This is a genomic window from Paenibacillus algorifonticola (assembly GCF_050481745.1).
GTDB classification, from domain to species: Bacteria; Bacillota; Bacilli; order Paenibacillales; family Paenibacillaceae; genus Pristimantibacillus; species Pristimantibacillus algorifonticola_A.
In genome coordinates, this window is the sequence record NZ_JBCNGR010000023.1 from 1 (window position 1) to 22,828 (window position 22,828).

General features: G+C 40.4%; 13 protein-coding genes and 3 pseudogenes. 2 read left to right on the forward strand and 14 right to left on the reverse strand.

Annotated features, from left to right (window positions below; all coding sequences use genetic code 11):
• Positions 1 to 50: 50 nt before the first annotated feature.
• From ABEW34_RS19515 to ABEW34_RS19570, 12 genes and pseudogenes are all read right to left on the reverse strand, one after another.
• A pseudogene (locus ABEW34_RS19515) lies at positions 51 to 871 on the reverse strand (ABC transporter permease).
• Positions 872 to 1,180: 309 nt separating this feature from the next.
• Positions 1,181 to 3,841, reverse strand: a complete 2,661-nt coding sequence (locus ABEW34_RS19520; protein WP_430160978.1) for a family 78 glycoside hydrolase catalytic domain — start codon at positions 3,839 to 3,841, stop codon at positions 1,181 to 1,183.
• A gap of 18 nt (positions 3,842 to 3,859) precedes the next feature.
• Positions 3,860 to 5,392, reverse strand: a complete 1,533-nt coding sequence (locus ABEW34_RS19525; protein WP_430160980.1) for a glycoside hydrolase family 43 protein — start codon at positions 5,390 to 5,392, stop codon at positions 3,860 to 3,862.
• A gap of 51 nt (positions 5,393 to 5,443) precedes the next feature.
• Positions 5,444 to 6,985, reverse strand: coding sequence for a glycoside hydrolase family 43 protein (locus ABEW34_RS19530; RefSeq protein WP_430160981.1), 1,542 nt, complete (start codon positions 6,983 to 6,985; stop codon positions 5,444 to 5,446).
• 93 nt (positions 6,986 to 7,078) lie between these two features.
• Positions 7,079 to 8,590 carry a DUF5060 domain-containing protein gene (locus ABEW34_RS19535; protein WP_430160982.1) on the reverse strand — a complete coding sequence of 504 codons (1,512 nt, stop codon included), beginning with the start codon at positions 8,588 to 8,590 and terminating at the stop codon, positions 7,079 to 7,081.
• A 39-nt stretch (positions 8,591 to 8,629) separates the two neighbouring features.
• Complete coding sequence (locus ABEW34_RS19540; protein ID WP_430160984.1) at positions 8,630 to 9,526, reverse strand: nucleoside hydrolase; 897 nt, start codon at positions 9,524 to 9,526, stop codon at positions 8,630 to 8,632.
• A gap of 91 nt (positions 9,527 to 9,617) precedes the next feature.
• On the reverse strand, positions 9,618 to 12,053 hold the full coding sequence (locus ABEW34_RS19545; RefSeq protein ID WP_430160986.1) for a glycoside hydrolase family 3 N-terminal domain-containing protein: 2,436 nt from the start codon (positions 12,051 to 12,053) through the stop codon (positions 9,618 to 9,620).
• Positions 12,046 to 13,122, reverse strand: coding sequence for a family 43 glycosylhydrolase (locus tag ABEW34_RS19550; protein ID WP_430160987.1), 1,077 nt, complete (start codon positions 13,120 to 13,122; stop codon positions 12,046 to 12,048). The genes ABEW34_RS19545 and ABEW34_RS19550 overlap by 8 nt, the downstream gene beginning before the upstream one ends.
• Positions 13,123 to 13,197: 75 nt before the next feature.
• Positions 13,198 to 13,407, reverse strand: a complete 210-nt coding sequence (locus ABEW34_RS19555) for a Dabb family protein (RefSeq protein WP_430161003.1) — start codon at positions 13,405 to 13,407, stop codon at positions 13,198 to 13,200.
• Between the two features lie 82 nt (positions 13,408 to 13,489).
• Entirely contained in the window at positions 13,490 to 14,374 is an 885-nt protein-coding gene (locus ABEW34_RS19560) for a carbohydrate ABC transporter permease (protein ID WP_430160988.1), read from the reverse strand.
• 21 nt (positions 14,375 to 14,395) lie between these two features.
• Positions 14,396 to 15,343, reverse strand: a complete 948-nt coding sequence (locus tag ABEW34_RS19565) for an ABC transporter permease (protein ID WP_430161005.1) — start codon at positions 15,341 to 15,343, stop codon at positions 14,396 to 14,398.
• An 82-nt stretch (positions 15,344 to 15,425) separates the two neighbouring features.
• Positions 15,426 to 17,171 (reverse strand): extracellular solute-binding protein, encoded by a 1,746-nt coding sequence (locus ABEW34_RS19570; RefSeq protein ID WP_430160989.1) that lies wholly within the window; start codon positions 17,169 to 17,171, stop codon positions 15,426 to 15,428.
• Positions 17,172 to 17,702: 531 nt separating this feature from the next.
• Here ABEW34_RS19570 and ABEW34_RS19575 point away from each other — a divergent pair.
• Positions 17,703 to 18,935 (forward strand): annotated as a pseudogene (locus ABEW34_RS19575) (alpha/beta hydrolase domain-containing protein).
• A pseudogene (locus ABEW34_RS19580) lies at positions 18,871 to 19,152 on the forward strand (alpha/beta hydrolase domain-containing protein); the annotation flags it as partial. The pseudogenes ABEW34_RS19575 and ABEW34_RS19580, both read left to right, overlap by 65 nt.
• A 157-nt stretch (positions 19,153 to 19,309) precedes the next feature.
• On the opposite strand, the gene ABEW34_RS19585 reads toward ABEW34_RS19580, so the two are convergent.
• The gene (locus ABEW34_RS19585; RefSeq protein ID WP_430160991.1) at positions 19,310 to 20,929 is read right to left on the reverse strand and encodes a response regulator; all 1,620 of its coding nucleotides are present in this window, start codon (positions 20,927 to 20,929) and stop codon (positions 19,310 to 19,312) included.
• Complete coding sequence (locus ABEW34_RS19590) at positions 20,907 to 22,655, reverse strand: sensor histidine kinase (RefSeq protein ID WP_430160993.1); 1,749 nt, start codon at positions 22,653 to 22,655, stop codon at positions 20,907 to 20,909. The genes ABEW34_RS19585 and ABEW34_RS19590 overlap by 23 nt, the downstream gene beginning before the upstream one ends.
• Positions 22,656 to 22,828 lie beyond the last annotated feature (173 nt).

The following is a 22,828-nucleotide window of genomic DNA, read 5'->3' on the forward strand; positions in this document are numbered from 1 at the left end:
AACGCAGGTACCGAAAGGCTGCTTAAAACTCTCGGTTTCTTGTGTCTACTCTATTGACAGAGGTACACGCTGTCTCTGTTGTAACGACGAACCACGTAGTTTGGCTATAATAACGAGTATGAATCCTACAATGGATTGATAAATGCCTGCAGCTGCGGACATACCTAGATCCCCTGATCCCATTAGCCCCCTGAATACGTAAGTATCGATTGTCGCGGTTGTCTCAAACAAAGCACCTGAAGCCATAGGTACTTGATAGAACAAGCCAAAATCCGAATAAAAGATTTTTCCAATACTAAGAAGGGTTAACAAAATAACAATAAGCATGATCATTGGAATAGTAATATGGATAATTTGTTTCCAACGACTTGCTCCGTCTAGTCTAGCTGCTTCGTAATATTCCACGTCAATGCCAAGCAACGCTGCAAAAAAAGACGATACTAGAATATCCAACACCTTTCCAAAAACTAACAAGCGTCATAATATAAGGCCAATACTTTGCTTCGCTATACCATAAAATTGTTTCCTTAATTCCAAGTGCCGGAAGTACTGTTCGGTTTAAGAAACCTGTCTCTGGGCTAAGGTTCTGATATGTCTTAAGCAATACCTTATTCTTAATCTCATTCAGAAGAAGCGCGCATACCAGAGACAAAATCGTACCAAGAACGATGAATACAATATTATAAAGTATCGTGTTCCGCATTATAATGTACGCATCGCTGGTCTTAAAGAGATACTCAAAATTATCGAACCCTACCCAATCACTGTTTAAAATCCCTTTAGCAAAATTGATCTGTTTGAAGGCGATCACAATTCCTGCCATAGGAAGGTAGTTATTAAACAGCAAGTAGATCAAACCTGGAATCATCATGATCAGTAAAGGTGCCGATTTACGATAATTGATTTTCTTCTTCTTTCTCTTCGGCACGGTAATAAGATGTGCTTCTGTTGTGGCTTGATTCATATCCGCTTCCCATCCTTTTCATTAAGTAGTGTATCTATAGCCTGATCTTATATTATTGGCCGACAGCCTACTTAACGGTTTGACGACTTCGTGAATGACGTTTTCACGACTTTGGGTCACAGAAAATGAAATATACTCAAGTCCCAAGCAAAAGATATACCGATATTGAAAAACCGGGTCCAATCTGGAACCCGGTAGTTATTTATTATTTTGACATCAGATAGGGAAAGTAAAACGATAGCTGCCGGATCCAATATTAAACGAACAGCCGCTTTCCATAGGTTTCACTTGAGCTACTCCAATTACTTGGTCCAACTGAACTCCATTTTCACGTATCTCTGTATATTGACTAACTGGAACAATTACTTCTGCTAATGTATTCGCTGGAATTGTTACCAACATTTCTACACTATCCTCGTTAAATTTCTTCCATGATACCGAAATATTCCCGTGAATTGAATTATAAGAGGCCTCAGCCCATGACAGGTGCTCACTTATTTGTGGTCTGATTAGAATCTCCTTATACCCTGGTTTCTTCAGATCAATCCCTCCGACGACTTGATAAAGCCAATCCCCGATTGCACCATAAGCATAATGATTATAAGAGTTCATATTATCGCTCCAGAAAGACCCATCCTGTTTAATACCATCCCAATGTTCCCAGATCGTAGTGGCCCCTTGAACAACAGAGAACAACCAGGAAGGATACTCAGTCTGCAATAATAGTTTGTAAGCAAGATCCGTATAACCAAAGCGCGATAACACTAAATTCAAATAAGGTGTACCCACAAATCCTGTAGTTAAATGAATTCCATTTTCTTCAATATGTTCCGCCAACATCTTGGCTACACGTGGCCGGTCTATTTCCTCGAGTAAGTCAAACATCAATGCCAGTACATATGCAGTCTGCGTCGGTGATGCCACTCGTCCACTCGGAGTCACAAATTCCGTTCGGAACGCTGAAAGAATTTTTTTATGCAGGTTTCGATATTCCTTCTCATCATCAGTATTATTAAGAGTAGAAGCAGTTTTTGCCAATAGATCTGTCGAATGGGCAAAGAAAGCTGTCGCTATTAAATCTTTTGGAGTTGAGCCTGTATAACTATTTTCTTTGGCATCGAGTCCAAGCCAGTCTCCGAAATGAAAGCCAGTATTCCACAAGTACTCATTATCACCTTGTCTACGCATGTATTCAACCCATGCTTTCATACTCGCATATTGAGTTTCCAGTACTCGTGTATCACCATAGCACTGATAAAGCGTCCAAGGACAAATAACCGCGGCATCTCCCCATGCAGAAGAACCATATCCTGCTGCTGGTATGTCTGGGATAACATGCGGGACTCTTCCATCAGTTTCCTGATCGGCAGCCAGATCTTTAAGCCATTTCTCAAAGAACGGGACCACATTCATATTATAAGCAGATGTACGAATAAAAACTTGTGCATCTCCAGTCCAGCCTAGTCGTTCATCACGTTGTGGGCAGTCTGTGGGGATATCTAGAAAATTCCCTCTTTGACCCCAAATAATATTTTGCTGCAGTTGATTAACGAGTTCATCCGAACAACGGAAACTCCCCGTCATTTCAAGATCAGTATGAATAACATGACCAAAAAATTGGTTCGTCAATTGATCTCTGGAAACACCAGTAACTTTAACATAGCGGAAGCCTTGGAATGAGAAGTAAGGTTCATATGATTCTTCTTCCCCACCTCGACATATATATGTTACAGTTTGTTTTGCAGATCGAAGATTCCCAGTATAGAAATTCCCATCGCGATCCAAAACTTCAGCATGCTCAAGTGTTATGACAGTCCCAGCTTCTGCAGTCACAGAAAACCTTACCCATCCAACCATGTTCTGACCCATATCAATCACAGTATCCCCCTGTGGTGTAATAATGACAGTATCAGGTTTAATGATTTCTGTTACTCTAGCAGGTTCGTTTTCTTGAGTAACTAATACAGATTCAGGGACAGCATGTACTACTACCTTCTCCCAATCATCAGCTGCAAATCCCGGTAAAGCCCAACCGGCTCTCTCTAACCTGGCATCGTAGTATTCTCCATGATAAAGTTCTGACATGAGAAGAGGCCCTGTCGACATTCGCCAACTACCGTCCGTCATGATAACAGATTCTGATCCGTCATCCAGTGTAATGTGTATCTGAATCATAACGGAGCGTCTCGCTCCAAAGAATTCCTTGTCACCTTCCCATGCAAGATATCCTTTATACCAGCCATTCCCTACCATACAACCAATCGCATTTACCCCTTGTTGAATCAATGATGTCACGTCATACGTTTGATATTGAAGGCGTTTATTATAGCTTGTCCAACCAGGATTAAAAAGTGTATCATCTGCAGGCACACCGTTCACAAATAATCGATACAAACCAAGGGAGGTTGCATATGCCCTAGCGGAAACAACCTTTCCAGGTATGTTAAATTCTGTGCGTAGATAATCACACTTATCTTGATCGGCAGCATTTAGCCTAGGTGCCGCTGTTAACCAGTTTGCTTTTAGCTCCTCAGTTGGAGTTAAAAAAGCCGTTTCCCAAAAAGATGGATCACTCCAATCTGAGGCAGTTTCTTGATTGTCCCACACTCGTACTCTGAAGTAATACCGTGTACGAGACTTTAAAGTTGGACCTGAATATTCAATATGAATATTTTGTTCTGTGGTTATTATTCCGGAATCCCATGTAGCTTCAGACTGAAAGTCCTTTTCAGTAGTTACTTCAATTTGATAGGCGGACTGAATAAAACCTCTCTTTTCCGAAATGATCTCCCAACTGAGTCTTGGTTTGTAATCATCAATACCTAGTGGGTTTCTTCTATAATTAACACGCAAGTTCGTAACTGAAAAGTTATTCATTTTCATTGCTCCTTTATGTCATTGCTGTGTATATTCAAACCAGTCAAAGTACGCTGGAACCGAACAAGGCTCCCCATTCCCAGTAGCATAAAGTCCAAAATAAACACCTGTGAAACCTCCTGCTACCTCGGTGGATAACATCGAACATTCACCTGCACCAAAGGGAATTTTCTCTCCGTTTGGTTCTGCATAGTAGAACGAGTATGTCGACGGTTCTGCATCTAAACCTAAAATGATACTCGAGCCTTTAACTTTGGCCTCGAGTTCAATTTTCCACAGAGAACCAATTCTACGTCTAAAAATCACCTTACGACCAATTTTCGAATCATAAGTCAATGCGATTTCATAGTGGTAATGCTCGTTCATATACACCGTAAGTCCAGCTTCATCTCCTTCATGCAAAGGATTAAAGCTGAGAAAAGTTGAACTGTTACAGTTGAAATGCTGTTGCCGTCTCCCTATAAAAGCCGGAGAGCCGATATCATTCAAGGTCGTCGCAGAGCCATGCAGGGCGAGCCAGCCTGGACGTTCATCAAGGGACAAATCCCCAGACTTTGGATTCCTCAAGAAGTTCCAACAAAGTTGAAGCTGCGTACTATCAAAGTTATCTATACTAACCGGTAGGTACTCATCTCCTTGTATGAGTGTCTGGGCAGTCAACCTTTCCGTCATCTTACTCTGATCTCCAATTACCGGCCACCCTTCCGCAGACCATGTGACCGGGGCCAAAAAGGTTTCTCTGCCTAGATGATGGTAACGTCCTACAAATGGAACCGAAACTGGTCGAATGCCCAAGAACAATGCCCACCAGCTTCCATCCTCCATTTGTACGAGATCGGCATGACCAGTGGCTTGTATCGAATGGTTTGTACTCCTGTGGCTAAGAATCGGGTTATCTGGGTTGCCTTCGAATGGTCCATAAGGTGAGTTTGCGCGTGCAATTGTAACCATATGCCCATATTCAGTTCCGCCTTCAGCAATCATTAGATAATACATTCCATGAACACGATACATATGCGGCCCCTCAGGTGCATGGCCACCTGAGCCACTCCAGAGAAGCCGGCGTTCGGTAAGTATCTTACCAGTCTCCATATCAATTTCGGACTGATATATGCCCACAGGTTCTTCCGGTCCCGCAGTACCAGTAATATATACTCGTCCATCCTCGTCAAAAAATAGTGAAGGATCAATGCCAAGCCAATCCACCCATACTGGATCGGACCATGGTCCTTCTGGTTTTTCGGACCATACGTAAAAACTGCCAATGTTTACATTCGTGGTAATCATATAGAATTTTCCATTATGATAACGCAGCGTTGGAGCCCAATTCCCTAACGAACTTCTGCATCCATCTAATACCAACTGACTTCTTCTGGTTAAACAATGTCCTATCTGTCTCCAATGAACAAGATCTCGACTATGAAATATCGGTACACCTGGAGAATAATGAAAAGTGCTTGTAACTAAATAATAATCAGATCCTACTCGGCAAAGACTAGGATCTGGATAAAACCCTGGTATGACCGGTTCTTGTAAGAAAGTAACCGACACATAATTACCCCCTTGTATGTTGTTACTTTAAAAGAATTGCTTAAATATTTATTATTCTGACTTATATGAAAACCAATCAAAATGTGCAGGGACTGTACACGCTCGACCATTACCTGTTGCATATAGCCCAAAATATACCCCTGTGAAGCCACCAGCTACTTCGGTGGAGAGCATTGAACATTCACCGCTACCGAGGTATTTGGTTGGTCCCTTCGGTTCTGAATAAAAAAATCTATAATTTGATGGATCTGCTTCTATCCCAAAAACAATAGTTGAGTAATCAATTACGACTTCATGTTCGATTTTCCATAAGGAACCTATCCTGCGTCGAAGAATTACTTTGCGGCGTTTATATAAATCAAGAGTCATAGCAATCTCATAATGGAATCGTTCATTCATGAACACAGTTAATCCGGCCTCTTCACCTTCACCTGCAGGCTGGAAGTTCAGCAGTGTTGAAACTACACACCGGAAATGTTGCTGCCGTCTCCCTATAAAAGCCGGAGAGCCGATATCATTCAAGCTTGTCTCTGAACCATGAAGGGTAAGCCATCCAGGACGTTCTTCAAGAGACCAATCCTCAGCTTTGGGATTCCTCAAAAAATTCCAGTTAAGTTGAAGTAGCTTAGCATCAAATTCATCGATTTCGGTTTTCTGTTGTGATTCAACTAGACATTGAACAAGCTGCATTTTCTCAAATGTTTCTTTTCTGAAATCTATAACGGGCCAATTCTCTATGGACCAACTGACTGGCGCAAGAAATGTCTCCCGCCCCAAGTGATGGTACCTACCTACAAATGGAACTGACACCGGACGAATACCTAAAAACACGGCCCACAAGCTACCGTCCTCTTTTTGCACAAAATCCGCATGTCCTGTCGCTTGAATCGCATGGTTTGAGCTCCGGTGGCTGAGAATTGGATTGTTTGGATTACTTTCATACGGTCCGTTCGGCGATTTGCTGCGAGCAATTGTCACCATATGCCCGTATTCAGTTCCTCCCTCTGCAATAAGCAGATAGTACATCCCCTCAATTCGGTATAAGTGTGGTCCCTCAGGTGCTTGAGCACCAGTCCCTCCCCATACCAATTGCCGTTTGGTCAAAAGATTCCCTGTTGCAATATCAATCTCAGCTTGATAAATACCAGGAATTTCATTCGATCCGAGTTCATTAGTCCCAGATAGATATACACGCCCATCTTCATCAAAGAAAATAGAGGGATCAATTCCTGGCCAATCTAGCCATATCGGGTCTGACCAAGGCCCTTCCGGCTTTTCAGACCAAACAAAGAAATTACGGTAACTATTCATATTTGTAGTAATCATGTAGAATCGTCCTTCATGATACCGAAGAGTTGGAGCATATATGCCCATCGAACTTTTGCAACCCTCTAAATCCAACTGACTCTCTCGAGTTAAGCAATACCCAATCTGATCCCAATGAACAAGATCTCTACTATGGTAAATGGGTACGCCAGGAAAATATTGAAATGTACTGGTAACTAGATAATAATCCGATCCTACTCGGCAAATACTCGGATCTGGATTAAAACCTGGAATGATCGGGTTGATATAACGTTCATTAGTTGACATTTTCTTCTCCTTCCTCGATTAACTTACCAAGAACCTTCTTATTCGTAAGAAAATCCACAACTTAACAAGATTGTGGATTTTCCCAATATTGATTTATTTTCTTCTCTTTAGTTTATAAACCGTCCACGCTTTGATCGGCAGAAGATGGTTCCCTTCTAATTCTTTTACTGTCAACGTTTCCTTTTCTACACAGTTCCAAGCATCGTAGACGGAAACGTCATATTCCTGTCGGTTCCCATCATAAGAACCGAACCAAAACCCCTTCCCAGGTAGATCGTATCTACAGAAGAACAAATATTCTTCAATCCCTTTATTTAGGGCAAAGTAGTGATGACCATCTGTATTTGCCCAATCACGTTCCATCTCTTGATATGGAGTGGATTCAATTATCTCTTTCATGAATTTAAGTCTAGGGGCGCTTTCACCAATAAAGGTTCCACCATAGGACCAAAATAAATCAGTTTCGTTGCCATCAATTTTGAACACTTCGCCATGTGAAGCATAGGCTCCGGCCATTGCTGACAACCAGTGACGGAATAAAGTAGTTTCTCCATCGCTGTTTCCCCACTCATCTTTGATGTTACCTTCATATTGATATTCGTCGTTAACAACTGGCTTATTATATTGTTGCTTCAGTTCTAAAAGGAAGTTATACGTATCGGGATGTTGAATAGAAACATGACTCAACCAATCCCTATCCGGATAAATAAAACGCATCGGCAGATTATGCACGGAGATCAAGTGCCCGTGCGGATCGTTCGCCTTGATCGTCGCACCTATAAGATCCCAATCTTTACGATCCATACTTGCGCAGAATAAACCCTCAGGTGTGCCTGAGATATCGAATTCATTGGCGAGAGACCACCATACGTTTCTATAAGCAGAGAATCTAGCAATCATGTAGTTGACATAGAATAGATCATCAGCTTGCCGCATGCTGCTATCAATGCCCCATTTATCGTAAGGATGGAACAATATAACATCTGCTTCAATGCCTAACCTCATTAAATCTTTTACCCGGTCTTCATAATTTCGGAAGTACTCGGGAACAAAGGTCTTGAAGTCAAAGTCTTTTGGACTACCAGCAAACGGAAACACAGGAGGATCGTAGTCAATTTTCACATCATTGTGCATTCCACCATAGAATTTCGGAAAAAAAAGCATCCTAATTTTATTAAAACCATACTTAGCAAATGAATCGAGTGTACGATTCCTGACTTCTTCTGGACGATAGGTCCATGCGTATGCTGTTGTACCCATTACAAAGAAAGGAGTCCCATCCGCGTAATTGAAATGTGTCCCGTTCACTTGAACAGGTCCATGGTTTCCTTCTGAAGGTGGTACCGAGAGGAAATCACCCTCCAGACTTTGAAAATCACTGATGTTAGACTCTAGTTGGAAGTGATAGCTACCGATCTTTTCGGGCATAAAGCGTATTCGCCAAACGTTCCCGCCATCGTAGAAGCCATTAACACGTTTATACTCATTACCTATCTTGAATGTTGCTTGCACCCAAACATCCCGAAAGGGATTTTCAAAGTTCTTCGATGCATTCAGCTCTATCTCGAAAACTCCCCATTGCTCAACTTGCTGTAGAAACTCCATATTCTTTTCTCCTTTTGGTTTCATCTTTCATTAGGACAATTAGCGCTTCTTAGCAAACAGTTCTAGTTTTGCGTACATATCTTCTAAGGTATACCTTGCATCTACATGATGGTATACGCGTATCAAACGCTCTTCTTGATGATGAACATAACGCATATCATTAGTGATTCGAGGAGCAGGCTTCATTACATACCCGAATTCATGATCATCCATAATCAGACTAATGGCAGGAGAGTCCCCTAAGCTCCATGACTCACCTCTCGGCCAGCCATTTGCTTGCTCATCATTAAATTTAATTAGCTGTTCAAACAGGTATTTACCTATTTCACCATGCGGCTTTACTCTGCATTCCAACTCAGCTAAACTTACCCGCATCATTCCATACACATTACGAGGTACCTGCCAAAGTGGAATACGAGAATTCATAACTACATTAGCAGCGTGGATATCATTCATAAGATTAAATTCTGTTTCTCCGTTTGGGTAAGACCCTCCGCCAATCCATATCGCTGTTAGTCGTTCTTCTATACGAGGCTCCATAAGATAGGCCGATGCTAGATCCGTTAAAGGTCCAAGAAAGACAACAAACAAACGATGTGGATCATCAGACAGAGCTTCTTTAATAATGGCCTTTGCCCCTTCTGAGACAACTGGTGTTTTTTCATCTGGCATTGCAGCAGGGGCTCCCTTATAAACCGGAACTTTCCCTTTGTCTCCCATCAAATTCAAGACATGATGTGCCTCAGCATAACTTTCTTCCATTGATAATGTTGTTCGCCAAGTACCGAAATGTGCTGCTATGATCCCCTTGTTAATAAACATTGGAGTAAGTAATGCATGAACAATCGCATATTGGTCGTCTGCTTCGTTCTTGACATCTGAATTAATTAAAAGTCTTACCCTCTTTTGGTCAGGAACTTGAAACGACAATTCCATCATCATTGCCTCCTTTAAACCCTTTAAATAATGCCCATATACCAAACTTCATTACCACGCTTATTTTTGAATGTACCTAACAATTCTCTACTTACCTTACTTCTGCTTGTGCATAAAAACCTCTTGTCTTACCATCGATATATTGATTGGAACTAATATTAAAAGAGCTAGAAACTCGCAAATCATTTGAAGATGTACCGATCAGGACCTCGATTTCACCAGCTTCAATTTTCCATCTCATGTCCGCATCAAGGAATGCTAGTTGACTCAATTCCATTGTAAAATGGACTTTCTTGGTTTCCTTCGATTTTAGTGGTACTCTAATAAAACCCGCTAACTCAAGGGCTGGACGAACCATGCTTGCATACTTGTCTCGAATATACAGTTGGACTACTTCTTCTCCGAATAAATCTCCAGTATTGGTAATATCAACAGAGATGTGTAACGGTTCATGCGGCTCATACACTTCTTTTTCAATTCGAAGGTTAGAATATTCGAATGTGGTGTAGGAGAGTCCAAATCCAAAATAATACCTAGGCTCACGTGGACAATCTAAGTAGCTTTTAAACTCGTTCATCGTCCCAACATGATAGCTCGAACCGTTATCGTGATTATAGAACACTGGAATCTGTCCAGCGTTGTAGGCTATTGAAACAGGTAATTTCCCTGAGGGATTATAGTCGCCAAATAAGATGTCTGTGATGGCTTTGGCACCGAATTGACCTGGATTCCAAGCTTCAATAATTGCACCTGCATATTGATCAGCCATATCACTTGAAATAGGTCGTCCATCGAAATGGATAGCAACCGTTGGCTTATTTATTTGCGCCAATTTCCTAATAAAGCTTTCTTGACACTCCGGTAAACCAATATCTGTTGAATCAATTCCTTCACCTGTTGTACAAGACATTCCCCAACCATGCTTTCCACCTAATGTAAATATAACTAGATCTGCTGTTGCAGCAGCGGTCAATGCTTCGTCATGTAGTGAAGTATCATTCCCTGCATATGCGTATCCGATTGAATAAATCAATTCTGCGGTTGGACATTCCAATTTCAATTGATCCAGAAGATTGTTACATTGAGGATAATGTTTTCGTACTAATTCTTCTGTTTTCTTAGTCTCGATCTTCACGTTGCTACCAGGGTAAATGTTGTTTTCTTCTTTTGTATTGATTCCTTGATTACTTAAATCTGAAATTTGTTCAAAATCGACACCGGCCATCGTATTTCCTGCATTTAGCAATGCGTCGAATAAACTTGTGAATGAATAGCCTCCAAATAATGAACGTCTCGAAATGGCGTGATATCCAATCACCGCGATTTTCTGTTTCTTACGCTCTAAAGGGAGAATGTCATTATTCTTTAACAACACCATGGATTGACGGGCAGCATCCAAACTAATCCGATTATTCATTGGGTCGGAATACGCTTCTCTGACTTCCATCTCTGACATTGGAAATGGGTTCTCAAATAAACCTAACTCGAACTTTGCAACTAGTAAGTTTCGGACTGCACGATCAAGAAATTCCATCTCAATTTTTCCATCCTGAATGCGCTGCATTAATTCTTCGTTATAGCAATCCTTAGATGGCAATTCTACATCCATACCGGCTAGTAATGAACGTTCTCCCGCATCCGTTTTACTTTCGCTAACCATCAGTCGGGTATGCTGTTCCGCAATAGAGGTATAGTCAGAAACGACAAGACCTTTAAACCCCATTTCCTCTCGTAGCAATTGTGTCAATATCCTCTTAGAACCTGCAACCGCTTCACCATCAATCGAACTATAGGTGTTCATGACTGACTTCATATTGGAAATTGAAATAGCTGCCTGAAATGGTTTAGCATACACCTCTCGAAGTAATCTAGGGGGAATAGCTGTTGATGCCGCGTGAATACCACCTTGTGTAGCATGGTAGCCTACAAAATGTTTTGCACATGCCAAAACACTCTTTTTTAGATCACCATCTTGCTGCAAACCTGACACATAAGCGGTTCCCATGGCGGAAGCCAATGCAGGGTCTTCTCCATAAGTTTCACCTTGGCGACCAAAACGCGAATCTCGTGATATATCCAATACAGGTGCAAAAGCATGTGTCGCGCCAATTGCTCTAGCTTGTTTTCCAATAATCTTAGACAATTCTTTTTGAAGTTCTGGGTTCCATGTCGAGGCTTGTCCAATTCCACTTGGAAAGCTTGTAGCTTCGGGAGCAAATGCACCAGCTAAAGTTTCCATATGAAAAATAGCCGGAATACGATGTTTACTTAGGCCCATAAGCTTTTTTTGAATATAGGTTACTTTCTCAACCACGGCTTCCTTACTGAGCAATTCCCCGACAAATAACATGGATACTTCACCGGCTCCATGTCGATAGTCTTTTTCAAATGAATCTAATGTTTCTTTATCAGGCATATAGCAGACAATTTGCCCCATTTTCTCTTCAAGGCTCATGTGTTGCAACAAATCATTTGCTCTTTCTTCAGCAGAGAGAGAAGGATCTAAATATTTGTGACTGTTAATCATAATCTTCAACCTTCCATTCATCTTTCCAATCTAAATACGCCATTTCTCCTACAAACCTAATCGGGAGCCAGACATAATCAGAAACCGATGTATCAATATCAAGCGACATTGCGATCTGATCTTCCTCTTTCACCTCATAATTGATCTCAGGATTAAAGACAGACTTATATATCTCAGCAGCTTTCCGGTATTGCTGCCCGTTTGTGAAATCTTCCCTAACCAAAAGAGGAAGATTTGGCATCCACCTGTCCGCCAAAGCAATATATAAGTCTTTTTTGAAAGGATGCTTGAATACTGACGTAATTTGTGAATTGTAAGATGTACAAGAAGGATCGTCCGGATGCGGGTTCCCCAATACCCTCCATGGGCCATGATAACTTTGCGCACAAGCAACTTCAGATGGATTGGGATGATAACCTGTAGTACCGGATGTAAATAAATAATGCACTCCTTTTCTATGGAAATACGCAGGAGCTTCACGCACATAAGGAGGTTGAATATTCGGAAAATGAGTGGAATAATAACCAGATACATCGGTATAATCCTCTGTCAAGTCTGCACAAATCAATTCGCTGTGAACTCTTTCAAAATAGTAATACGCTTTATCGTCATGACCGACCACTAAGTCGAAATCGCCTGCTCCCATATTTAGGGGACGAATATCTTTTTTTATAATTGTATACGGACCTAGAATGTGATCTGAAATCAGTATTGTTGATTTCTGCCCATCTGGTCTCATTACTTTAATCCAGCATACGAATTTTCCGGTTCTTTGATTAAAAATAATATGAGGTCTATCCACAAACTGCGTAGGATGCAGTGGTGATGCGATATCATCTTCATCAGGAGGGATAATAACTCCTTTGTCCTCCCAATTATATAAATCTTTAGAGGCATAACATCTTATGCCCCAATGCCAAATTCCGCTTCCAACTTTCGTTTTCTCCTTATTCTCGCCGTACCAATAAAAGGTATCTCCTACCGTAATAATTGATCCTCCATGAGCCTGAATACGCTTGCCTTCAGTATCCAGCCATATCTGACCAGGTTTGATTGAGTTATATTTCATCTTGTCTATTCCCTTCAGCTACAAAAAAATTATTTTAAAGCTAAGCATTTCTTTTCCCTTATATACAAAGCTTTCTTACCCATGTATCGGATAATCTGCCACGATAATATTATCAATGACCCCATCAAGCAAGGATACAAATTCTTGATGTACAGGGTGTGATCCATATGTTTCTAAAGCAGCCTGGTCCTTAAATGTGATACGAAGCGCCAACGTATAACCCTGTTGACGCTCCGTTTCATTAGTGATATTACGTCCGGCCGTTAAATAAGCGATACCTGGAATTCAGTTCTTTGTCCAAGGTTATCGATTTATTAAATTTAAATAAAACCAGATGTTCAATCATGTGCCACACTCCAAATTCTTTCTATTCTTTTACGCTACCGAGCACGATCCCTTTCATAAAGAATCTTTGCAAGAACGGATATACAATTAGAATTGGAAGCGAGCCTAGAAAAATTTGTGCTGACTTAAACGTACGATCACTGACCTTCTGCAACTCCGCAATACTTTCAAGACTGGCAGAACTAAAATTCTGTTGTATAACAACTGTTTGCAAATAACTTTGCAATGGATAATTTTTAGGAGAGTTCATAAATATGAGTCCATCGAACCAGGAATTCCAATGGAAAACCAATGTAAATAACGTTATAGTAGCCAGAGCAGGTGCTGAAAGTGGTACAAATATTCTCCAAAGAGTAGTCCAATGACCTGCACCATCCATGAAGGCAGCCTCTTCGAGTTCCTTTGGTAAGCCCCTAAAAAAGTTGAGCAGTAATATCATATTAAAAATCGGAATTGCCTGCGGTAGAACAAGCGCCCAAACACTATCAAGAATTCCGGTGTATTTAACCATCATATAGAGAGGAATGAGACCTCCGTTAAATAGCATCGTGAATACGAATACCCAGGCATAAATTGTACGTCCACGAAACTTTTTAACTTCTTTAGACAATGGATAAGCCACTAAAATTGTAAGCACCATATTAATAACTAAACCAACCGAGGCGCGTTTTACGGTCATTAGGATAGATCGAAAAAACTCATCTTTTCCTAACACATATTTATAAGATTCTAATGTGAAATTAACTGGCCAAAGTTTAACATAACCTGCTGTTGCGGCAGAACTCGCACTAAATGAAACAGCCAAAACATGAATCAGAGGCAAAATACATAAAATTGATAAAAGCGCTAGGAAAACATAGTTAAATCCTACAAAAACTCTGCGGCTTAGTGTAAATCGTTCTACCATAATGGAATCGTCTCCTCCCTATTAAAAGATTCTGTAGTTGGCAAATCGGTAGGCTAGGAAGTAAGATACCGAAAGCAAAATTAGAGATACAACAGACTTAAAGAGTCCGACAGCTGTTGCGACACCATATTGCGCATCTACTATACCTAAGCGGTAAACAAACGTATCAATAATATCGCCTGATTGATATACCTGAGGGCTATACAAATTAAATACCTGATCAAAGCCAGCATTGAGTACTTGTCCTAGGGCCAACGTAGCTGTCAAAATTATAATTGGAGCCATTCCTGGTAATGTCACATAAAGCGTTTGCTTCCATCGATTAGCACCATCAATAACAGCTGCTTCATATAGTGAAGGGTTAATGCCTGTAAGCGCTGCTAAGTAAACAATTGTATTAAAACCGAATTCCTTCCACACATCAGAGATCACGAGTACAGGACGGAACCAAGTATTATTTCCCAAGAAGTAGATTGAATCGATGCCAAACCAATTTAGTACTTGGTTGACTATTCCACTAGTAGGAGACAAAATATCAATTAAAACGCCACCTAAAATGATCCAAGACAAAAAATGCGGTAAATAAATCAAGGTTTGGACACTACGCTTAAAAGTTTCCTTACGAATTTCGTTAAGCAGCAAAGCAACTACAATAGGAACTAACAGACCGATGACTATCTTCATGACGGCTATGATGAGAGTATTCCAGATAACTTGGAATGAGCCTGGCAAAGCCATTACATACCGGAAATTTTCTAAACCGGTCCACTTAGAATCGAAAATTCCACGTGCAGGATTAAAATCTTGGAATGCGATAATTGCCCCTAACATAGGACCATAGCTGTAGACGATAATCAACAGAAGGCCCGGTAAAATCATAAGGTGGAGCGGTAATTGCGACCACTTCAGCCGCTTTCCCTTTTCTTTTAGTTGTGCCTTTTCAATTACAACTGGTTGACTCTCCGTCATTTGTTTTAACACGTCGGTTCTTCCTCTCTTAACAAGATGACCGAATTCTGTCCTTTAAAGGACAGAATTCGGGTCCGGGTGATTATTTTGACTTAACCAACTCATTAACTTCTTTTGTCATTTCATCTCCACCAAGCTTCTTCCAATTCTTCACAAAAGTATCAAAACTATCGAGTGAATCACCTAAAATAATCTTAGTAAACGTCTCTAGCTCCAGTTTTAAAAGTGTTGAGTCTCGTTTTACCATCGTATCCGTCATTATTTGGTCAAAACCATTGCGCATCAACAAATTGTTGTTCACATAACCATCAACCACACTAAAGGCGGATTCTTCAGGTCCAAAGATACGATAAAAGGCCCAATCCAATACTTCTCTCTTTCCAGCTAAATAATCGCGAGATCTCTCATATGCAAATGTTTGTTCAGTCATCAAATCCGATTCTTTCTTGCTGCCATTCACGATTTCTTTGATTAAACGATGCGTATTGAGATTTTTTTCAGGTTCAGCTGAATAGATGCCCCACATCCAAGACTCATAGTCTTTATATCCATTTAATTGTTTATTCTCTTCTTTGGTATAACTAGTACCGTAAGTTATTTCCATAAAAAGGTTAATCATTTTGATTAAAGCTTCAGGATTCTTAAAGTCTTTAGTTACCGCAAAGTATTGCGGTGTTTTAAGGGAAATGGCTGGTACTTGTGGTTTAGCAGGTTGGTCATCAACAGATACGAGCGGGAAGGCTTGCCAGTCAGCATTTGGATCATTTTTCTTAATATCTTGGATAATCAACGGAGTTGACATAGTGGAGAAGTGTAATCCAATTTTACCGGCAACTACAAGCTCCTTCTCCTTGTCCCAACTCTTTACACCAAACTCGGGATCAATATATCCTTTTTTATACAATTCCTGCAGCTTGCCAAGAGCATTCTTAACTTCGGGTTGAATACTACCGAAAACAAGGTTTCCGTCAGCATCTTTAACCCAGTTGCCTTTCCCGTCTTGGCGAGCATATGCGTGATAGCTATCGAAAAAGCCTTCAAGACCGCCGAAGAAACCATATAGATCCTTGTTCATTGCCATACCGTACGTATCTTTTTTACCATTACCGTCTGGATCTTGATTTACAAACGCATCCATGATATTAAAAACGTCATCCATAGTCTTCGCTGGCTGCAGATTTAACTTTTTCAACCAATCGGTCCGAATCCATACGAGCGGTGCCAGGTCAACTGACGATGTAGTAGCTGGAATTGCTAGCAATTTTCCATCAAACTTAGCAGAATCCAACGCTGTTGTTCCGGATGAAGTTAATACTTGCTTTGTAAGTGGTGAAGCATACTTCTCATAAATCTCAGTCAAGTCTGCTAACTTCCCTGCATCGGCCAATGAACGTAATTGTGATGCATTTAGTGGTACAATATCTGGTAGATCGCCTGAAGCAATTGATACGTTCATTTTTTGTTCGCCTTGACCACCAGGCTCGTCACCAGTTACAGTCCATTCATTTTTAAGATTAATACCTAGCTTCTTTGTATACTCGTCATAATAAAGATTCTTATCAATCGTTTGGTCTTCCGGGAATTTCACTGTAGAACTAAGTATACGTACTGTGGAGACATCAATAGCAGGTTCGTATTTCCCCAAGTAAAGATCTTCGGGATTTGTCGACTCATTAGCTGGTGTTGTGCCTGTGTTAGAGGTACCACTTTGCGAATTACTCTTATTCGAAGAAGATGATTCATTCGTGTTATTCGAGCTACAAGCGCTTACAACCAAACTCAATGCTAGAACCGAAGATAGTGCCAATATTCCAGCCTTATTTCTCATTTTGTCTTCCCCCCGAAATATAATTAAGAGATCTCTTGTCATTTAGTATATAAGTTGTTGGATTAAGCGTATATGACACTCTGTTTGTATTCTTACCTTCCCTTTGTTTGTTTCTTGTATTGCCTCAATTACTTTTTATTCTTATCGTCAACAGCGACTTTTAATCGCCAAAAAATGGGGCTCCCGAATTCATGGGAAGCCCCTGTTTACATATTAAAATCAAAAACTGAAATATCGGAACAATAAAGATCGAACTCACAAACAAAAGTCCATAATCCAAATAATATATATTCCCCGTGTAAGCCTTCTCCTTATATAGTTAGTAACGAGAGATCTCTTACCCCTAAATGAATGCTAAAATGTGATTTATTTTCTCCACATGATTTCGTAAGAAACACCTGTCATCGTAGCCCTTATAATGTTCATACTCGACACAATAACTGAAGACAACTATAGAAATCTCAGTTACACAAAGTTAACAAACTATTTATTTTTTTAAATTACAAGGGAGGTAACTACTTGATAAATCAAATGAACTACATACCCACTACTGACAAATCTAAGCCATTTGCTTCCGCTGCAGAGAAATGTCGCTTTACCGATATTAACTATATTGAAGACGAATTTTTTATGACAGGTACAGCGAATATTTATGAAGAGTCAGAAAACCAAAGCCCCAAAGTCATTATTTCAGATGCTAATTACACGACGCGTCTCCTCATTCGCCGCCCAAAAGATAAAGAAAGTTTCAGCGGAAATATCGTCATAGAAGTGTTAAATGCTACTGCAATGTTCGATATTGACCGTATGTGGGTCAACAGCTGGAAATTCTTCACACGCAACGGAGATATCTATATTGGTATTACAAGCAAAGGACATGTTGTAGATGCATTAAAGAAATTTGATTCTGTACGGTATGATGCCATCAATTGGTGTAATCCGCAACCAGAACGCATTCCCTCCGAAGATATCCTAGAAGGATTCGCATTTCTTCCGCAATATGAAAGTGGTCTGTTCTGGGATATGCTTATCGATCTCGCGAAAATTCTGCGCACCAATTATGAACTTAATCCCATTGCCGATTATGGAAAAGCGATGGTATTTTTAACCTGATGGTCCCAATCAGCCAGCTATATTTCAAGGCTGCTTCATACTTTCTCCTACTTACAAGAGAATACTGAGAATGGACCTTTATTTGACGGTTACCTACACGCCGGTGGCTTTCCAACAGACGCTCCGCTAAATGCATACAGCGCTTTCCCTTTCAGTTTTGGAGGCATACCGAAGACAAGTATTCTTGGTGGAAAGGAGCCCGTAATTGCCATTAACACAGAAAGTGAAAACCGGCTAGCATACTGGTATGGAGATTTCGATGATCCCGATTTCAAGCTTCGTACCTGGCAAATCCCAGCTTCCAGCCATGACACTTATTTCAATCTGTTCGGATATTATGAGGGTCAGGGACAAGAAGATTTGAAGAAAATTGGTGTTACAATTGACTGGAATGGATGCGAGGGTGAACCCTTAGATTGTCCTTATGAGCCAATTTTTAATGCTGCATTCTTCCACTTATACAATTGGGCAAGATACAAAACCCCTGCTCCTCGTGCTCCAAAAATCAAAACTAAAATTCCCGTATTACCGGATAATATAGAAGATCCTTTGGGCAGCTACGCTGAAAATGTAAGACCATTTTGGAAATGCGGTTGGAGGTATCCGGCACCCTACTGTAGATTGCCCTACAGGTACCTATGCCAGTTTTAGCAAAACTGCGGATGGCGTTGTACAGCCCATGTTCGGCAGTGTGAAGCCATTTTCTCCGGAGCAACTAAAGATTCTTTATGGGACACTTGAGAATTATCGGACACTAGTTACTAAAAGCACTGACAACGCTATCTCGCTTGGTTTTATCCTTCACGATGACCGTGACGAGTTGATTGAAAAAGTTGTTTCAACAGCTGCAAATAGAGGTTTACAATAAAAATACTACACTAAAACAAAGTGAGCAGGCTTCCAACTTCCATGCCTTATTAATTCCATAGATGAGTCTATTGAAGATAAACTTTATTTGATGCTTACACAAAAAACAAACTCCAGTGTTTATTTGACACTGGAGTTTGTTTTTTTATTATTGATTATTATTCTGTTTTAAGTCGACTTCGATACTCTTGTGGAGTAACGCCAACATGTCTCTTGAAAAAGCGGGTAAAGTAACCTGCTGTATCAAAACCAACCGCTAAGGCAATATCCTGTACCTTAGCATGTGATTCTTCAAGCAGCTTCTTTGCTCTCTCGACCCTCAATTCTGTAATGTAGTCGGAAATATTACGTCCAGTAAATGTTTTATATAAGTTAGATAAATAAGATGGGTTTAAATAAACTGCTTCGGCAAGAATAGCAAGTGATAGATCGTCGTTAAGATGATCTGCAATATACTTGTTTAGTTTCTGAATAATGCGGTATGTTCGTTCATCTTGTTCCTGCTTCCCTTGTAAAAATATATCTCGTCCAATTTTACAGAGAAACCTAAATGCTTGTTCTTTAGTAGCGTGAGAATTGACATCAAGCAACCTGCCAATCATCTGCTCACCTTGCACCTCAGGCTTCATACCGCTTTTATAAATTTTGTTCCATTGATTCAGTAAAATTACAGCGACTGCGTAATAAGCTTGAGCATATATGCTAAAGTGATTAGGCACACGTTGAAACAACTCAGATAACAGCTCCTCAAACAATGAATCTTGACCCATATCAAATGTATTCTCAATCCGTGTCAAGAGAAAGCCTGGAACATCAGATGCGAAATGATTCTTATCCTGTTCACGGAAGATAAGGATCATTTCTTCACCGCTGCCAAGACCAAGAATGAGATTCTGCTTTAAAAGCTTATATGCCTTTGGGATTTCATCCCATGATAGTGGTTGTTCATGACAGATAAACGAGACAGGAATACCAAGCATCTCTCTACTCGTATGTTGGACGCTTTCTAGAGTCCCTTGTACATAAGGTAGCATTTCTTCCCATGACATTTCATCAGGTGACTTCAATTGAATTATCCATACAAAATAAGAGCTACCTAACATAACAGGAAGCATATACGCTCTCTGCATGTATTCCTCAGCGATATTCTGCACCGCATATAATAACAACGTTTGGTCAGAGCTATTGTAATCTTCTTTCCAACGGTCAACACGACCGCAAACAAGAATGGCCTTTCTGTCTGGATTAAGTGGTGTATCCAAATCCTGAAGACGAGCGTGATGATTCACATTTGTAAAATCTCCTTGGTCTTGGAGTGAAGCGAACCATTCACGACGCAACATCGGCAATACATCTTTCCGTTGCCCTTTAGCCCGTAGTAAAAATTCTTCATTCTTCATTTCCTCAAAGATTTTAGAGGTTGCCTGATGTATGCTCCGTACAATCGCATCATCGCCCTCCGTCTTTAGAATATAGTCAACACCACCACTTCTTAATACTTGTTGTGCATACTGGATATCCCGAATACCTGTCAAGAAGATAACTTTACAGCGCGGCCAGCGAGACTGAATCCATTGCTGGAGTTGCAGTCCATCCATCTCCGGCATTCGAATATCACTTAAAACAATATCCATCTTCGTGCGGGAAAGACGACTGATCGCTTCTTCTGCAGATGTCGCTTTATATAAATCCAGTTCGAGATCCGGTACCTCAGACAGCATTTCAAACAACCCATCAGCGGTAACCGGTTCATCGTCAACGATCAGTAATCGAAGCATTAGAATCTTCCTCCTTAATCGGTATAACCAGAATGACTTTAAGTCCCCCAAGTTCTCCGCGGCTCAAGCGTAAGCCTGCCTTGTCACCATAGTTAATCCTAAGGCGCCTATGAACATTTATTAATCCAGTACTTTCTGCCACATCCTGTTGACTATTCAACATAATTTGAAGGTTTTTTAGTGTATCGTCATTAATCTCACCGGAGTCTTCGACTCTGATAAGTAGCTCAGATGCAGTTATTTGAATATCAACCTCAAGTACACCACCTCTTGCCTTTTTCTCCAGCGCATGCTCGTATGCGTTCTCAATAATCGGCTGCATGATAAGTCGAGGTACGATAAATTGCTCTGCCTCTCTAGGAACTTCAGAGAATTTAACTTCAATACGATTGGAAAACCTAATTGTCTGAATATCAGTATAAGAATTGGCATGAGCTGCCTCGCTTGCAAGCGTAACTTCCTGTGAACCATCTCGTGTAATGAACTCGAAATATTCACCTAGATGATTAGTCAGCCTTGCGATGCTTTCATTTTCCTCTTGCTTAGCAAGACGGTAGAGAATAAAAAACGTATTATATAGAAAATGTGGATTGATTTGAGATTGCAAATGTCTAAGTTCTGCTACACGTGCTCGATATTCTTGTTCATATACCTCATGGATCAATCTCTTAAGTTCCCTTACCATTGCATTCAATTGCTTGTATAGATAACCAAACTCGTCAGTAAACGGGTATTCAATTGAGATATCAAACTTTCCTTGTTCGATTCTGCGGAATGATTTGACGAGCAGTTTGAGCGGTCTATGAATAATTCGATACATGCCAAATGAGAATGCGATCGTGACAAGTACAGATACTCCATATAACGCAAACACCCAATTCTTGTACCGCTCTAATGGCTTCTCTACTTGCTTGACAGGCACAAACATCATCAATTTCGCATTAATGATATCTGATTCTTTACTAACGAATAGGTATTGGATATGATTTAGATTAATTATTTGAGTGCCATCAACCTCTATTGTGTCCAATTTATCAGGTAACTCATTACCTAGTACCCGATAGTACTCTCCGGAAACCGCCCACTCCATGTTGTTACTTACCAAAGCCGCCATACTATTATCTTGCATGAATTGTTTGAGTTTAGATGACAGCTGTGTGCTGGAAATTTCAACAGCGACTAGAAATAATGGCTCATTTTCTCCTGGATAAGGCATACTAATAAAGATGCGGCCCTTCCACACAAGGAATGGTTCTGCATAATTATTTTGATGTTGCGACAATGCTTGAAAGAGCTCATTATCGAAATCAGATATAGAGTTCTCCCTAGAACTCACCATTCGATTCATCCCCGGAATAAAAGCCATTGCATTTTTGACAAAAGAACTCGAACGACTCAACTGGTCCATTCGATTTTTCAAGCGAAGTACCGCATAAGTCCGATCAATGACAGGCATAACTTCTGATGATGTACTAAGCTTCATTAAATCCTCGTCATACATATACTCACTTAGAAATCGAATCGTCCTATCAAAATCACTATCCAATAGGTCCATGTAAAGTTCGGTACGCGATGCTAATGAGTTTGAGATTTCATCACGGACAATGTCCGAACCTGACTCCCCCATTTGCAATCCAATATAGAATAGTGGCGTTAATACAATGAGGAAAGTCAATGCAAGTTTCGGCAAGATAGGTAAAGAGCCAATACGTTTGATTAGTCTCATAGAACATCAGTCCTTTTGTTGAAATGCTTATTTTATTGCGTGCTTTGATAACTGATACAGTACACTTATCTTATCGTCCACTAAGCTACAATTGCAATGAAGTTGTCATAATCAATTCGTCTTCAACTAACACCTAGGCTAACTTAAAAATAAACAGACTCGATCAAAGCAGA